The sequence below is a fragment of the Pandoraea horticolens genome (assembly GCF_902459555.1).
GTDB classification, from domain to species: domain Bacteria; phylum Pseudomonadota; class Gammaproteobacteria; order Burkholderiales; family Burkholderiaceae; genus Pandoraea; species Pandoraea horticolens.
In genome coordinates, this window is record NZ_CABPSM010000008.1 from 248,222 (window position 1) to 263,833 (window position 15,612).

Sequence of the window (15,612 nt, forward strand, 5' to 3'; positions counted from 1 at the left end):
GCTCGGGCGCGATGCCGACAGAATCGCGCCCTTCGCATCGTGCACGTAGTCCTTCAACGCGACCGGCGCCACGATGACGTTATTCCAAAAAAAAACGGCACCCCGCAAAGGGTGCCGTTTCTGTAACGACGTCGGTTTCGGGCCGGCAGCGCTCGCTTTCGCAAGCGCCGCCTTCCCGATTACTCTGCCGTAGGCTCTTCCACCGAATTCGGCATCGGGGCAAACGCCTCTTCCAGAGCGATCTGGTCGTGACGCTCGCGATCCGACGTCTCGCGGGCCTTGCGGGCCTTGTGATACGCCAGCCCCGTACCTGCCGGGATCAGACGGCCGACGATGACGTTTTCCTTCAGGCCACGCAGGTCGTCCTTCTTGCCCATGATGGCGGCTTCGGTCAACACGCGCGTCGTTTCCTGGAACGATGCCGCCGAGATGAACGAATCCGTCGACAGCGACGCCTTCGTAATACCCAGCAGCACGTTCTCGTACTGCGCCGGACGCTTGTCTTCGGCGTTCATGGCGTCGTTCTCGTCGAGCATGTCCGAACGTTCCACCTGTTCGCCGGTGATGAAGCGCGTATCGCCCGAATCGACGATCTGCACACGACGCAGCATCTGGCGAACGATCACCTCGATGTGCTTGTCGTTGATCTTCACACCCTGCAAACGGTACACGTCCTGAACTTCGTCGACGATATAACGTGCCAGCGCTTCGATACCCTGCAAACGCAGGATGTCGTGCGGGTCGGCCGGGCCGTCCACGATCATTTCGCCCTTGTTCACCACCTGACCGTCGTGCACCAGCACCTGCTTTTCCTTCGGAATCAGGAATTCGTGCTGGTTGCCGTCCAGATCGGTAATGACCAGACGCTGCTTGCCCTTCGTGTCCTTACCGAACGACGTGGTGCCCGTGACTTCGGCCAGAATGCCGGCGTCCTTCGGTGCACGCGCTTCGAACAGTTCGGCCACACGCGGCAGACCCCCGGTAATATCGCGAGTCTTCTGCGATTCGGTCGGGATACGTGCAAGCACTTCACCTACCGGCACGTGCTGACCATCCTTGACGGTAATCAGTGCGCCCACCTGGAAGCCGATCGTCACAGCGTGATCGGTACCCGGGATCTTCACTTCCTGACCGCTTTCGTCGAGCAGCTTAACCTGCGGACGCACGTTCTTCGACGCCGGACCACGACGCTTCGGATCGATCACGACCAGCGTGGACAGACCCGTCACATCGTCGATCTGCTTGGCAACCGTCACACCTTCCTCGACGTTCTCGAACTTGGCGATACCGCCGTGTTCGGTAATGATCGGTCGTGTCAGCGGATCCCACGTACCCAGTTGGGCACCGGCCTTGACCTGTGCACCGTCCAGTTGCAGCAGCGTGGCGCCGTACGGCACTTTGTGACGCTCGCGCTCACGGCCGTGATCGTCCGTGATCAGGATTTCGCCCGAACGCGAGATCGCGATCTGCTCGCCACGGCCATTCGTCACGTAACGCATGGTCGCCGTGAAGCGGACCGTACCGTTCGACTTGGCTTCGATCGAAGAGGCCACTGCCGCACGCGATGCCGCACCACCGATGTGGAACGTACGCATCGTAAGCTGCGTGCCCGGTTCACCGATCGACTGCGCCGCGATCACGCCGACCGCTTCGCCGACGTTCACGCGCGAACCACGACCCAGGTCGCGGCCATAGCAGGCTGCGCACAGACCGTAGCGCGTATCGCAGGTCAACGGCGTGCGCACGCGCACTTCGTCGATGCCCAGCGTTTCGATCATCTCGACGACGTCTTCGTCGAGCAGCGTGCCGGCCTCGTACACCGTCTCTTGCGTTTCCGGATTCACGACGTCAGACACTGCCACGCGACCCAGGATACGGTCACGCAGGGCTTCGACCACTTCACCGCCCTCGACCAGCGCCTTCATCGCCACGCCGTTGCTCGTGCCGCAATCGTCTTCGACCACCACCAGATCCTGCGTCACGTCGACCAGACGACGCGTCAGGTAACCCGAGTTTGCCGTCTTCAACGCCGTATCGGCCAGACCCTTACGTGCACCGTGGGTCGAGATGAAGTACTGCAACACGTTCAGGCCTTCGCGGAAGTTCGCGGTAATCGGCGTCTCGATAATCGAGCCGTCCGGCTTGGCCATCAGGCCACGCATACCGGCGAGCTGACGAATCTGGGCGCTCGAACCGCGAGCACCGGAGTCGGCCATCATGTAAATCGAGTTGAACGACTCCTGATCCACAGTGTTGCCGTCGCGATCGACCGTCTTTTCCTTCGAGAGCTGCTCCATCATCGCCTTACCCACGGCGTCACCGGTAGCACCCCAAATGTCCACGACGTTGTTGTAACGCTCTTGCGCCGTGACCAGACCCGACATGTACTGACGGTCGTATTCCTTGACCTTCTTCGACGCTTCGCCGATCAGCTCTTCCTTCTTCGTCGGCACGAGCATGTCGTCGACGCAGATCGAGATACCGGCACGCGTTGCCAGGCGGAAGCCCGACTGCATCAGCTTGTCGACGAAGATGACCGTCTCGCGCAGACCGCAACGACGGAACGCCGTGTTGATCAGCTTCGAGATTTCCTTCTTCTTGAGCGACTTGTTCAGCACCGAGAACGGCAGGCCCGGCGGCAGAATTTCCGACAGGATCGCGCGGCCGACAGTCGTCGGGTACAGCGTGATCTTCGGCGTCTTTTCGCCCGTTTCCGGATCGACCGTGTACTCCGTGATACGCACGTTCACGCGCGAAGCCAGTTCGACTTCCTTGTTGTCGTACGCACGCAGCACTTCCGACACGTCGATGAACGACAAGCCTTCGCCGCGACCGTTGATCTTGTCGCGCGTCGCGTAGTACAGACCCAGCACGATATCCTGCGACGGCACGATCGACGGATCGCCGTTAGCCGGGAACAACACGTTGTTCGAGGCCAGCATCAGGGTACGCGCTTCCATCTGCGCTTCGAGCGACAGCGGCACGTGAACGGCCATCTGGTCACCGTCGAAGTCGGCGTTGAATGCCGCGCAAACCAGCGGGTGAAGCTGAATTGCCTTGCCTTCGATCAGCACCGGCTCGAACGCCTGGATACCCAGACGGTGCAGCGTCGGTGCGCGGTTCAGCATGATCGGATGCTCGCGGATCACCTCTTCGAGGATGTCCCACACCACGGCCGTCTGGTTCTCGACTTCCTTCTTCGCGGCCTTGATGGTCGTGGCCACGCCCATCACTTCCAGCTTGTGGAAGATGAACGGTTTGAAGAGTTCGAGCGCCATCAGCTTCGGCAGACCGCACTGATGCAGCTTGAGCGTCGGGCCCACGGTAATCACCGAACGGCCCGAGTAGTCGACACGCTTACCCAGCAGGTTCTGACGGAAACGACCGCTCTTACCCTTGATCATGTCGGCCAGCGACTTGAGCGGGCGCTTGTTCGCACCGGTCATCGCCTTGCCGCGACGGCCGTTGTCGAGCAGCGAGTCCACGGACTCTTGCAGCATGCGCTTTTCGTTGCGCACGATGATGTCCGGGGCCTTAAGCTCGAGCAGACGCTTCAGACGGTTGTTACGGTTGATGACGCGGCGATACAGATCGTTCAGGTCCGAGGTCGCGAAGCGGCCACCGTCGAGCGGCACCAGCGGGCGCAGCTCGGGCGGGAGCACCGGCAGCACTTCGAGCACCATCCACTCGGGCTTGATGCCCGAGCGTTGGAAGGCCTCGAGCACCTTCAGGCGCTTGGCGTACTTCTTGATCTTGGCTTCCGAGCCCGTGGCTTGCAGCTCGGCGCGCAGATGCTCGACCTGCTGATCGATGTCGATCGAGCGCAGCAGCTCGCGCACGCCTTCCGCGCCCATCTCGGCACGGAATTCGTCGCCGTATTCCTCGACCTTGTTGTAGTAATCCTCTTCCGTCATGATCTGGCAACGCTTGAGCGGCGTCATGCCAGGTTCGAGGACCACATACGCTTCGAAGTACAGCACGCGTTCGATGTCGCGCAGCGTCATGTCGAGCACCATGCCCAGACGCGACGGGAGCGACTTCAGGAACCAGATGTGCGCGACCGGCGAGGCCAGCTCAATGTGGCCCATGCGCTCGCGACGCACCTTCGCCAGCGTGACTTCCACGCCGCACTTCTCACAGATCACGCCACGGTGCTTCAGGCGTTTGTACTTGCCGCAAAGGCATTCGTAGTCCTTGATCGGACCGAAGATCTTTGCGCAGAACAGACCGTCACGCTCGGGCTTGAAAGTCCGGTAGTTGATCGTCTCCGGCTTCTTCACTTCGCCGAACGACCACGAACGGATCTTGTCCGGCGAAGCCAGACCGATCTTGATCGCGTCGAACTGTTCGTCCTGCTGGACTTGCTTGAATAGATCGAGCAAAGCTTTCATTGCTTTCTCCTGTTGCCTGAACGCGATTAACCGCGCTCCAGGTCGATATCGATACCGAGCGAACGGATTTCCTTGACCAGCACGTTGAACGATTCCGGCATGCCGGCATCGATCACGTGATCGCCCTTGACGAGGTTCTCGTACACCTTCGTACGACCCGTCACGTCATCCGACTTCACGGTCAGCATTTCCTGCAGCACATACGATGCGCCATAGGCTTCCAGTGCCCACACTTCCATTTCACCGAAACGCTGACCACCGAACTGGGCCTTACCGCCCAACGGCTGTTGCGTCACCAGCGAGTACGGACCGGTCGAACGCGCGTGCATCTTGTCGTCGACCAAGTGGTGCAGCTTGAGCATGTGCATGAAGCCGCACGTGACCGGACGCTCGAAGGCTTCGCCCGTACGACCGTCGAACAGCGTGACCTGGTTCTTCGACGGCGTCATGCCGAGTTCCTTCGCGATGTGATCCGGGAACGCCAGATCCAGCATGCGGTGGATTTCCTCTTCATGGGCACCATCGAACACCGGCGTTGCGAACGGCACGCCGTTCTGCAGGTTGCGCGCCAGCGACATGATTTCGTCGTCCGACAGGCTGTCGATATCTTCTTGCTGACCGCTCTCGTTGTAGATCTTCGTCAGGAACTTGCGAACTTCCTGGACCTTGGTGTGCGCTTGCAGCATTTCACCGATACGCCAGCCCAGACCCTTCGCTGCCCAGCCGAGGTGCGACTCGAGAATCTGACCCACGTTCATCCGCGACGGCACGCCGAGCGGGTTGAGCACGATGTCGGCCGGACGGCCGTCGGCCATGTACGGCATATCCTCGATCGGCACGATCTTCGAGACCACACCCTTGTTACCGTGACGGCCGGCCATCTTGTCGCCAGGTTGCAGACGACGCTTGACCGCCAGGTACACCTTGACCATCTTCAGCACGCCCGGCGGCAGTTCGTCGCCTTGCGTGAGCTTCTTGCGCTTCTCTTCGAAGGCCAGATCGAACTGGTGACGCTTCTGCTCGATCGATTCCTTGATTTGCTCGAGCTGTTGCGCGCCTTCGTCGTCGGCCAGACGGATGTCGAACCAGTGGTAACGATCCAGATCGGCCAGGTATTCCTTCGTGAGCTTGGTGCCCTTGGCGAGCTTCTTCGGACCGCCATTGGCCGTCTTGCCCACCAGGAAGCGCTCCAGACGCTGGAAGGCATCGCCTTCCACGATACGCAACTGGTCGTTCAGGTCCAGACGGTAGCCCTTCAGTTCATCGTCGATGATCTGTTGAGCGCGCTTGTCGCGCTGGATGCCTTCACGCGTGAACACTTGCACATCGATCACCGTGCCGCTCATGCCCGACGGCACACGCAGCGAGGTGTCCTTCACGTCCGACGCCTTCTCGCCGAAGATCGCGCGCAGCAGCTTTTCTTCCGGCGTGAGCTGGGTTTCGCCCTTCGGCGTGACCTTGCCCACCATCACGTCGCCGGCTTCGACTTCCGCGCCGATGTACACGATGCCCGACTCGTCCAGACGGCTCAGTTGCACTTCCGCCAGGTTCGAGATGTCGCGCGTGATTTCCTCAGGTCCGAGCTTCGTGTCGCGAGCAACCACGTTCAACTCTTCGATGTGGATCGACGTGTAACGGTCTTCCGCAACGACACGCTCCGAGATCAGGATCGAATCCTCGAAGTTGTAGCCGTTCCACGGCATGAACGCGATCAGCATGTTCTGCCCCAGCGCCAGCTCACCCAGATCGGTCGACGCGCCGTCGGCGATCACATCGCCGCGCGCCACCTTGTCGCCCACTTCCACGATCGGGCGCTGGTTGATGTTGGTGTTCTGGTTCGAACGCGTGTACTTGATCAGGTTGTAGATGTCCACGCCGACTTCACCGGCAACGGCTTCATCGTCGTTCACGCGAATCACCACACGGCCGGCATCGACGTAGTCGACCACGCCGCCACGGAACGCCTGCACGGTCGTACCCGAGTCAACCGCCACCGTACGTTCGATACCCGTACCGACGACCGCTTTTTCCGGACGCAGGCAAGGTACGGCCTGACGCTGCATGTTCGAACCCATCAATGCGCGGTTCGCATCGTCGTGCTCGAGGAACGGAATCAGCGAGGCTGCCACCGACACGATCTGCGACGGCGCCACATCCATGTACTGGATGCGGTCCGGCGTGACCATCAGCGTTTCGCCAGCTTCACGCGACGAGACCAGTTCGTCGGTCAGTTCGCCGTTTTCGCCGATCGACGCGTTCGCCTGAGCGATCACGTAACGACCTTCTTCAATAGCCGACAGGTAGTCGATCTGGTCGGTGACCTTGCCGTCTTCCACCTTGCGATACGGCGTCTCGAGGAAGCCGTATTCGTTCAGGCGGGCGTACAGTGCCAGCGAGTTGATCAGACCGATGTTCGGACCTTCCGGCGTTTCAATCGGGCACACACGACCGTAGTGAGTCGGGTGCACGTCGCGCACTTCGAAGCCTGCACGCTCACGCGTCAGACCGCCCGGGCCCAGTGCGGACACGCGACGCTTGTGCGTGATTTCCGACAGCGGGTTGGTCTGGTCCATGAACTGCGAGAGCTGCGACGAACCGAAGAACTCGCGAATGGCCGACGAGATGGGCTTGCTGTTGATCAGGTCGTGCGGCATCAGGTTTTCCGACTCGGCCTGACCCAGACGTTCCTTCACCGCCCGCTCGACACGCACCAGACCGGCGCGGAACTGGTTTTCGGCCAGTTCGCCAACGCAACGCACACGACGGTTACCCAAGTGGTCGATGTCGTCGACTTCGCCGCGGCCGTTGCGCAGATCCACGAGGATCTTGATGGTCGCGAGAATGTCGTCGTCTTCCAGCGTCATCGGTCCGAGCACTTCGTCACGGCCAACACGACGGTTGAACTTCATACGACCCACCTTCGACAGGTCGTACGCTTCTTCACTGTAGAACAGACGGTTGAACAGCGCCTCGACCGCATCTTCGGTCGGCGGCTCGCCCGGACGCATCATGCGATAGATCGCGATACGCGCAGCCGTCCGGTCGGCAGTTTCGTCGATACGCAGCGTGGCCGAGATGTACGAACCCTGGTCCAGATCGTTCGTGTACAGCGTCTGGATGTCCGACACGCCCGACTCGCGCAGCTTGACCAGCACGCTTTCGGTGATTTCGTCGTTGGCGTTGGCGATCACTTCTCCGGTATCGCCATCGATCACGTTCTTCGCGAGCACACGGCCGAGCAGGTAGTCTTCCGGCACCGAGATGAACTTGGTGTTGGCGTTCTCCAGATCACGGATGTGCTTCGCGTTGACGCGCTTGTCCTTCTGAACGATGACCTTGCCTTCGCGATCCGTGATGTCGAAACGCGCAACTTCACCGCGCAGACGCTCCGGCACGAACTCCATCTGTGCGCCTTCCGGCATCAGCTTGAAGTTGTCGAACACGAAGAAGTTCGCGAGGATCTGTTCCGGCGTCAGGCCGATGGCCTTGAGCAGGATCGTGACCGGCATCTTGCGACGGCGGTCGACGCGGAAGTACAGGATGTCCTTCGGATCGAATTCGAAGTCCAGCCACGAGCCGCGGTAGGGGATGATACGCGCGGAGAACAGCAGTTTGCCCGAGCTGTGCGTCTTGCCCTTGTCGTGTTCAAAGAACACGCCCGGCGAACGGTGCAGCTGCGAGACGATGACACGTTCCGTGCCATTGATGACGAAGGAACCCGTCGACGTCATGAGCGGAATTTCGCCCATGTACACTTCCTGTTCCTTGACTTCCTTGACGACCGGCTTATTCGGCGATTCCTTGTCGAGAATCACCAGACGAACCTTGGCGCGCAGGGCCGAGCAAAAGGTCAGGCCGCGCTGTTGACATTCCTTGACATCGAACGCAGGAGTGCCGAGCAGATAGCTGACAAACTCCAGGCGTGCGAACCCGTTGTGAGAAACGATCGGGAAAATGGAGGAGAAGGCTGCTTGCAGACCCTCCGGCTTCCGCTCCGATGCAAGCGCATCGGCTTGCAAGAACGATGTGTACGAGGCGAGCTGGGTGGCCAGCAAAAACGGCACCTTGTGCACGGTCGGACGCTTCGCAAAACTTTTGCGAATGCGTTTCTTCTCGGTGAAGGAATAGTGCATTACGATCTCCGAATCACTACGCTGACGACGACGGCAGGCATCGTCAACGGGTGTTCATCGACTGAGACCAGACGTCCTCCACGGCGGGCTTGCCGTAGAGCAACGAGCTTGGTGGTTGGCCGCTACCAACCGCTGGCTGACGGCGACGGATGCCTGTGTTGCCCGTCGCCCGACCAAACTTGCCTTCTGCAGTCGCTTCAGAAGACAAAGAGAAAACCGCCGCAGACACACGCCGCGCGATTTTTTCTTTGGCCTCTTCGATACGTCTTCCGTACTTCCCTGGTACCGTGTTTTCGCTCAACTCGCCGATGGGACACGCGTTTGAAACGGCGTGACTTGCATCGACTTTAGCGAAATCATTTTGCTTTCAAGCACTTGGCGCCACTTCGCGCCGGCTTTCGAATTCCGCACATCCTTTACGGGATTTGCATCTCCTGAAAGCACAAAAAGGCTGACGACTTTTCGTCGCCAGCCTTCCCTACGCGCAGAGCCGAATTACTTGACTTCGACCTTGGCGCCGGCTTCTTCCAGCTTCTTCTTGGCTTCTTCAGCAGCGGCCTTGTCAACGCCTTCCTTGACAGCCTTCGGAGCGCCATCAACCAGATCCTTGGCTTCCTTCAGGCCCAGGCCGGTGATTTCGCGGACGGCCTTGATGACACCGACCTTGTTTGCGCCGACTTCCGCCAGGATGACGTTGAATTCGGTTTGCTCTTCAGCAGCAGCAGCGGCACCGCCAGCACCTGCCGGGCCAGCAACTGCCAGGGCAGCAGCCGACACGCCGAACTTCTCTTCGAACGCCTTGACCAGGTCGTTCAGTTCCATAACCGACATCGCGCCTACGGCTTCGATGATTTCGTCTTTCGTGATTGCCATTTGTAAAACTCCTAGATTGTGTTCGGACCGAAGTCAGCGATCGTGTAACCGGGGCGAGAATTAAGCAGCTTCCGCTTGCTTCTTCTCGGCCACGGCAGCCAGGACGCGAGCAAAGCCGGAAACCGGCGCTTGCATGACACCCAGCAACTTCGCGAGCAGTTCGTCGCGGCTCGGGATCGAGGCCAGCGCTTGCACGCCTGCCTTGTCCATCACCTTGCCGTCGTACGAGCCGGCCTTCAAGATCAACTTGTCGTTGCCCTTCGAAAAGTCGTTCAAGACTTTCGCAGCGGCTACGGGATCCGTCGAGATACCGTAGATCAGAGGACCGGTCATCTGCTCAGCCAGGTCAGCAAACGGGGTGTTTTCCACCGCGCGGCGTGCCAGCGTGTTCTTCAGAACGCGCAGGTAGACGCCTTGCTGACGCGCATTGGCGCGAAGCTTCGTCAGATCGCCAACCGTGATTCCGCGATATTCAGCCACAACGATGGTCGAAGCGCCGGCGACTTGCGCCGATACTTCTGCCACGACGGCTTTCTTATCATCAAGATTAAGTGCCACGGTTAACCTCCAAAATTGACATCACCTCATGGTGACGCCGTTCCACTAACGGCTTACCGACATGTCTGGAGTTTCAACCCTCGCCCCCGGTTGCCCGTGTTCGACGGTGTGACTGCAAAACTTGTTCGGGTTCGCCATCTGCGTTGGCTGGCGTATTAAGGGAGTGTCAGTGATTGCCCATTCCCGCCAACGGTCTTTGATAACCGGAAGCGATTTCCGAAGAATTCGCTTCCGCCCAAAGTCTTTTGCTATCGGCTTTCGATCTCGAGGATCTCAGCCATCGCAGGGGACGCCATCACCCCGCGATTGCGATACTGTGGCTTATGCAGCCAGGCTAGCCTGGTCCACACGCACGCCAACGCCCATCGTGCTCGACAGGGCGATCTTGCGCAGGTAGACACCCTTGCTCGAGGCCGGCTTGGCCTTCGTCAGGGCTTCCAACAGCGCCGAAAGATTCTGTTGCAGTGCTGCCGGTTCGAACGAAGCGCGACCGATGGTGGCGTGAATGATGCCGCCCTTGTCAACGCGGAATTGCACCTGACCTGCCTTGGCGTTCTTCACAGCCGTAGCAACGTCCGGGGTCACCGTGCCAACCTTCGGGTTCGGCATCAGGCCACGCGGGCCGAGAATCTGACCCAGCGTACCGACGATACGCATCGTGTCCGGCGAAGCGATCACGATGTCGAAATCCATGTTGCCGGCCTTGATCTGCTCGGCCAGGTCTTCCATACCGACGATTTCCGCGCCAGCAGCCTTGGCTTGCTCAGCCTTGTCGCCTTGGGCGAACACGGCCACGCGAACCGACTTACCGGTACCTGCCGGCAGAACGACCGAACCACGAACCACTTGGTCCGACTTTTTCGCGTCCACGCCCAACTGCACAGCAACGTCGATCGACTCGTCGAACTTGGCGCTTGCGCATTCCTTGACCAGGGCCAGAGCATCGCCGACCGGGTACAGCTTATTACGATCGACCTTGGCGGCCAGTGCTTGTTGACGCTTCGAGATCTTAGCCATTACAGCCCCTCCACCGTGATGCCCATCGAACGTGCGCTGCCAGCGATGGTGCGAACCGCGGCATCCAGATCGGAGGCGGTAAGGTCAGGCATCTTGGTCTTCGCGATTTCTTCCGCTTGTGCGCGGGTGATCTTGCCCACCTTATCGGTGTGCGGCTTGCTCGAACCCTTTTGCAGGTTGGCAGCCTTCTTGATCAGCACCGTTGCCGGCGGGGTCTTCAGGACGAACGTGAAGCTCTTGTCCGCAAATGCGGTGATCACCACCGGAATCGGCAGACCCGGCTCGAGGCTCTGCGTTTGCGCGTTGAACGCCTTGCAGAACTCCATGATGTTCAGGCCGCGTTGACCCAGTGCCGGGCCCACGGGGGGCGACGGATTGGCTTTACCTGCAGGAATCTGCAGCTTGATAAAGCCGATGATTTTCTTTGCCATGGTTTACTCCGGAACGAATATGTGGCGCATATTCGGGGTTGAGTCATAGCGCGTTTTCACCGGAAAACCGGTTACTGGCGCTCCTCGGCGACGGCTGTCACCAACGCAAAAACGCGCCGGACGTCGCGCCGGCGCATTTTATTCTTAGATCTTTTCGACTTGTCCGAACTCCAGCTCTACCGGAGTCGCCCGTCCGAAAATGGTGACGGAAACACGGAGGCGAGATTTTTCGTAATTCACTTCTTCCACCGAGCCGTTGAAGTCCGTGAAAGGACCATCCTTGACTCGAACCAGCTCGCCTACTTCGAACAACGTCTTGGGACGCGGCTTTTCCACCCCGTCCTTGATTTGCGACATGATCTTGTCGACCTCGGCCTGACGGATCGGAATCGGACGATTGCCCGTGCCGCCGACAAAACCGGTGACCTTGGCGGTGTTCTTCACCAAGTGCCACGTGTCGTCCGTCATTTCCATCTCGCACAGCACATAGCCGGGAAAGAAACGACGCTCGGTGACCGACTTGTGGCCACCCTTTGTTTCAACAACCTCTTCGGTCGGAACGAGAATCTCGCCGAAGTACTCTTCCATGCCAGCGCGCGCAATTCGCTCGCGAAGTGCCTTGGCTACGCTCTTTTCCATGCCGGAATACGCATGAACGACGTACCAGCGCTTCTTACTCGGTGCAGCCCCGGTATCAGACATATCACTTCCAGCCAAGAATCAAAGAGAACACCGCCCATTCGATCGTCTTGTCGCTGAGCCAAAGATACAGCGCCATGACGATGACGAACGCGAAGACAATCGCTGTCGTTTGAGCGGCCTCTTTACGGGTCGGCCAAACGACCTTACCCACTTCCCGATACGCATCCTTGGCAAAAGCCAGGAAGCCTTTGCCGGTTTGCGATGCCAATGCAACACCTGCTGCGATGGCCAGAACGACGACGATGGCAGCAACGCGCACATACAGTGCCTGTTGCTCCAACGCGTAGAACGCCACGACGCCAGCAATAACCAGCAGCCCGGCCAGTGCCAGCAGCAGCTTGTCGCCAGTCGTACGTACAGTTTCTACGGGAGAATTCGCCATTTCCAGCTTGCAGACAGTTGTTTTGGCAGGGGCAGAGGGAATCGAACCCCCAACCTTCGGTTTTGGAGACCGACGCTCTGCCAGTTGAGCTATACCCCTAAAACAGCAGAGGGGCCAGCCGCCAAAAGCTGACCCCGTAAGCGCGGACCGTTAAGGTACCGGCTTAAGCTACGATCTTTGCAACCACGCCGGCGCCGACGGTACGGCCACCTTCGCGAATTGCGAAACGCAGACCTTCAGTCATGGCGATCGGGGCAATCAGCTTGACGCTGATCGACACGTTATCGCCCGGCATGACCATTTCCTTGTCTTCCGGCAAGGTGATCGAACCGGTGACGTCCGTCGTACGGAAGTAGAACTGCGGACGGTAGTTGTTGAAGAACGGGGTGTGACGACCACCTTCATCCTTCGACAGAACGTACACTTCGCCCGTGAATTCCGTGTGCGGCGTGATCGAACCCGGCTTGGCCAGAACCTGACCACGCTGAACTTCTTCACGCTTCGTGCCGCGCAGCAGAATACCGACGTTGTCGCCAGCTTGACCTTGGTCGAGCAGCTTGCGGAACATTTCAACGCCCGTGCAAATCGTCTTGACCGTCGGCGTGATACCAACGATTTCAATTTCTTCGCCGACCTTGATCACGCCCGACTCAACGCGCCCCGTCACAACCGTACCGCGACCCGAGATCGAGAACACGTCTTCCACCGGCATCAGAAATGCCTTGTCGATGGCGCGTTCCGGCGTCGGGATGTACGAGTCGAGAGCGTCAGCCAGCTTCATGATGGCTTCTTCGCCGAGTTCGCCCTTGTCGCCTTCCAGCGCCAGCTTGGCCGAACCCTTGATGATCGGCAGATCGTCGCCCGGGAAGTCGTACTTCGACAAAAGTTCGCGAACTTCCATTTCGACCAGCTCGAGCAGTTCGGCGTCGTCGACCATGTCGCACTTGTTCAGGAACACGATGATGTACGGCACGCCAACCTGACGGGCCAACAGGATGTGCTCACGCGTTTGCGGCATCGGGCCGTCAGCGGCCGAGCAAACCAGGATCGCGCCGTCCATCTGGGCGGCACCGGTAATCATGTTCTTGACGTAGTCAGCGTGGCCCGGGCAGTCAACGTGTGCGTAGTGGCGGTTAGCCGTTTCGTACTCGATGTGCGCGGTGTTGATGGTAATACCGCGTGCCTTTTCTTCCGGTGCTGCGTCGATTTCGTCGTACTTCTTGGCCTGGCCGCCGAACTTCGACGACAGAACCGTTGCGATAGCGGCCGTCAGGGTGGTCTTGCCATGGTCAACGTGACCGATGGTGCCAACGTTCACGTGCGGCTTAGTCCGCTCGAATTTTTCCTTTGCCATTTCCGACTCCTAACGGGGTTATCTATTGCCGAGGTTGCTCGGCATGTTGATTGCCGCGCTTCACACTATCTTTTGGTGCCCATGGGCAGGATCGAACTGCCGACCTCTCCCTTACCAAGGGAGTGCTCTACCACTGAGCCACATGGGCGAATCCTTTACTTCTACTGCGTCTGCGCGTCACCTGGAGCGGGTGAAGGGAATCGAACCCTCGTCATAAGCTTGGAAGGCTTCTGCTCTACCATTGAGCTACACCCGCGTGGATTCCGACTCTCGCTTCTCGGTAACAAGCGACGGAAACCTGGGTTCCCGACGCTTATTACTTCCGCATTCTGGTGGAGGAGGTTGGATTCGAACCAACGTAGGCGTAAGCCAACAGATTTACAGTCTGCCCCCTTTAGCCACTCGGGCACCCCTCCGCAGAGAATTTGCAATTATGGAGATGTCCCCCTGCCTTGTCAACACCTTCCATGCATTAAATACGCAGTTTTTGTGCCTGATGCTCTGCGGATTTTCACTATATGCGGCAAGTCTTTGATTTGCTTGGATATGTGAAAACCAACCGGGTCTCGGTCACTCCCAACGACGGGTTGGTGTCAGAAGCCGGCGGCGCCAGGCGTCGATATACCGGCTCAGACTATCCCGCCCCATATGAAACTCGCGCCGAAGCTTCTCCGAAATGCTGCGCCTGGCTTTCTGGCGGCCGACGATGGTGGTCCCCAACTCATCGCCCCGATCGACCACCATAGCCGGTGATATCGAGATCATCCGGATGCCATGCTCCCGGTTGCGATTGAGCATGTCGTCGACGGGATGAATCATGCGTTTTCCGTAAGCCAGAAGCGTTAATGCCGCATCGCGTCGGACAAGGTAACTCTGCGTACCCCCTGGTTGCTTACGGTGATCGTTCAGAACCCCGCCGCCGGGCAGCTGAGCCACTTGCCACCGACCGGCAGAACCGGCGTCTTTCAACCGCATGACACCCCAGGGCACCGACACATCCAATGCGCCAGCCAAGCGCTGCGAGAAATCAGGCGCCAGCTCGATATCGTCTTCCAGGATGCACCAGATGTCGTCATTGGAGCCCGCGAGGTCCTGCCAGATGCGGTAATGGCTGTCATAGCATCCGACCTCCCCGAGCGTCAGATGGTTGGCGTACATCTGCAGGCGTGCGGAGGCGTCGTATTCGGGTGGGTATTTCTCTATGCACTGCGCGTCGAAGAAGCGGAAGGGCACACCGGCGTCCGTTAATTGCGCCGTGATGTGGGCGCGACGAGCATCGCTATCCACGAGGGAAATGACAACAACGGGTGGAAGCTTTTGCTTCGGAACAAATATCTGGTTCATTTTTTATCGTTGATGCGCATCCGATGTAAGAGTTGGATTGCGCTCGTATCGCCAACTGAAACGGCAGTACGATAACGACGAAAAATGTCAAATGTTGATGCCTTTCATCCCATCTTGAGATGGGTCTCTCCATAGAGTTCGCGTTCCGCGAGTCTTCGGCAATCAGACTCTCTGCATCCCTGACTACCGAAGAAAATGCGAAATCTCGTTTTGGGCCAACGGGAAAGCGCTTTTTTCTCGCTGCCAGAATTAACTTCAGATGAATTCAATGAGATTCGCCCTTAGGGCATAGGCATCACCGGCATCGCCCTAACGATTAGCTATTGTGACGATGGCCAGCAACGGCCAAGGGCGTGCACCCAGAGGGGATGGAATCGGAGCGGAGCGAATGACGCCGGGATGAGAGAAGCGAGGATGAGGGGGGGAG

Annotated in this window: 10 protein-coding genes and 4 tRNA genes; all 14 read right to left on the minus strand. The window is 59.0% G+C overall.

Annotated elements, in window-relative coordinates; translation table 11 throughout:
• Positions 1-179 precede the first annotated feature (179 nt).
• A complete protein-coding gene (gene rpoC, locus PHO31112_RS15390; protein WP_150621279.1) occupies positions 180-4,391 on the minus strand; it encodes a DNA-directed RNA polymerase subunit beta' in 4,212 nt (1,403 codons plus the stop codon).
• Between the two features lie 26 nt (positions 4,392-4,417).
• Positions 4,418-8,524: a DNA-directed RNA polymerase subunit beta gene (rpoB, locus tag PHO31112_RS15395; RefSeq protein ID WP_010804160.1), complete on the minus strand. Its 4,107-nt coding sequence runs from the start codon at positions 8,522-8,524 to the stop codon at positions 4,418-4,420.
• Between the two features lie 495 nt (positions 8,525-9,019).
• Positions 9,020-9,397, minus strand: a complete 378-nt coding sequence (rplL, locus tag PHO31112_RS15400) for a 50S ribosomal protein L7/L12 (protein WP_010804161.1) — start codon at positions 9,395-9,397, stop codon at positions 9,020-9,022.
• A 60-nt stretch (positions 9,398-9,457) separates the two neighbouring features.
• The gene (gene rplJ, locus PHO31112_RS15405) at positions 9,458-9,955 is read right to left on the minus strand and encodes a 50S ribosomal protein L10 (protein WP_010804162.1); all 498 of its coding nucleotides are present in this window, start codon (positions 9,953-9,955) and stop codon (positions 9,458-9,460) included.
• A 321-nt stretch (positions 9,956-10,276) separates the two neighbouring features.
• Positions 10,277-10,972: a 50S ribosomal protein L1 gene (gene rplA, locus PHO31112_RS15410; protein ID WP_042113451.1), complete on the minus strand. Its 696-nt coding sequence runs from the start codon at positions 10,970-10,972 to the stop codon at positions 10,277-10,279.
• Entirely contained in the window at positions 10,972-11,403 is a 432-nt protein-coding gene (gene rplK / locus PHO31112_RS15415; RefSeq protein WP_010804164.1) for a 50S ribosomal protein L11, read from the minus strand. Before rplK ends, rplA begins: the two co-directional genes overlap by 1 nt.
• 144 nt (positions 11,404-11,547) lie before the next feature.
• Entirely contained in the window at positions 11,548-12,105 is a 558-nt protein-coding gene (nusG, locus tag PHO31112_RS15420) for a transcription termination/antitermination protein NusG (protein WP_010804165.1), read from the minus strand.
• Position 12,106: 1 nt separating this feature from the next.
• The gene (gene secE / locus PHO31112_RS15425) at positions 12,107-12,487 is read right to left on the minus strand and encodes a preprotein translocase subunit SecE (protein WP_010804166.1); all 381 of its coding nucleotides are present in this window, start codon (positions 12,485-12,487) and stop codon (positions 12,107-12,109) included.
• A 23-nt stretch (positions 12,488-12,510) separates the two neighbouring features.
• Positions 12,511-12,586: transfer RNA gene (locus PHO31112_RS15430), tRNA-Trp, on the minus strand.
• A 64-nt stretch (positions 12,587-12,650) separates the two neighbouring features.
• Positions 12,651-13,841 carry an elongation factor Tu gene (gene tuf, locus PHO31112_RS15435; protein WP_150621280.1) on the minus strand — a complete coding sequence of 397 codons (1,191 nt, stop codon included), beginning with the start codon at positions 13,839-13,841 and terminating at the stop codon, positions 12,651-12,653.
• A 73-nt stretch (positions 13,842-13,914) separates the two neighbouring features.
• A tRNA-Thr gene (locus PHO31112_RS15440) sits at positions 13,915-13,989 on the minus strand.
• A gap of 34 nt (positions 13,990-14,023) precedes the next feature.
• A tRNA-Gly gene (locus PHO31112_RS15445) sits at positions 14,024-14,097 on the minus strand.
• 74 nt (positions 14,098-14,171) lie between these two features.
• A tRNA-Tyr gene (locus PHO31112_RS15450) sits at positions 14,172-14,257 on the minus strand.
• 154 nt (positions 14,258-14,411) lie between these two features.
• On the minus strand, positions 14,412-15,185 hold the full coding sequence (locus PHO31112_RS15455) for a glycosyltransferase family 25 protein (RefSeq protein ID WP_150621281.1): 774 nt from the start codon (positions 15,183-15,185) through the stop codon (positions 14,412-14,414).
• Positions 15,186-15,612: the final 427 nt, after the last annotated feature.

Coding starts and splice junctions, on each gene's coding strand:
- rpoC (WP_150621279.1), bottom strand. CDS start 4,391: ATGAAAGCTTTGCTCGATCTATTCAAGCAAGTCCAGCAGGACGAACAG.
- rpoB (WP_010804160.1), bottom strand. CDS start 8,524: ATGCACTATTCCTTCACCGAGAAGAAACGCATTCGCAAAAGTTTTGCG.
- rplL (WP_010804161.1), bottom strand. CDS start 9,397: ATGGCAATCACGAAAGACGAAATCATCGAAGCCGTAGGCGCGATGTCG.
- rplA (WP_042113451.1), bottom strand. CDS start 10,972: ATGGCTAAGATCTCGAAGCGTCAACAAGCACTGGCCGCCAAGGTCGAT.
- rplK (WP_010804164.1), bottom strand. CDS start 11,403: ATGGCAAAGAAAATCATCGGCTTTATCAAGCTGCAGATTCCTGCAGGT.
- nusG (WP_010804165.1), bottom strand. CDS start 12,105: ATGTCTGATACCGGGGCTGCACCGAGTAAGAAGCGCTGGTACGTCGTT.
- secE (WP_010804166.1), bottom strand. CDS start 12,487: ATGGCGAATTCTCCCGTAGAAACTGTACGTACGACTGGCGACAAGCTG.
- tuf (WP_150621280.1), bottom strand. CDS start 13,841: ATGGCAAAGGAAAAATTCGAGCGGACTAAGCCGCACGTGAACGTTGGC.
- PHO31112_RS15455 (WP_150621281.1), bottom strand. CDS start 15,185: ATGAACCAGATATTTGTTCCGAAGCAAAAGCTTCCACCCGTTGTTGTC.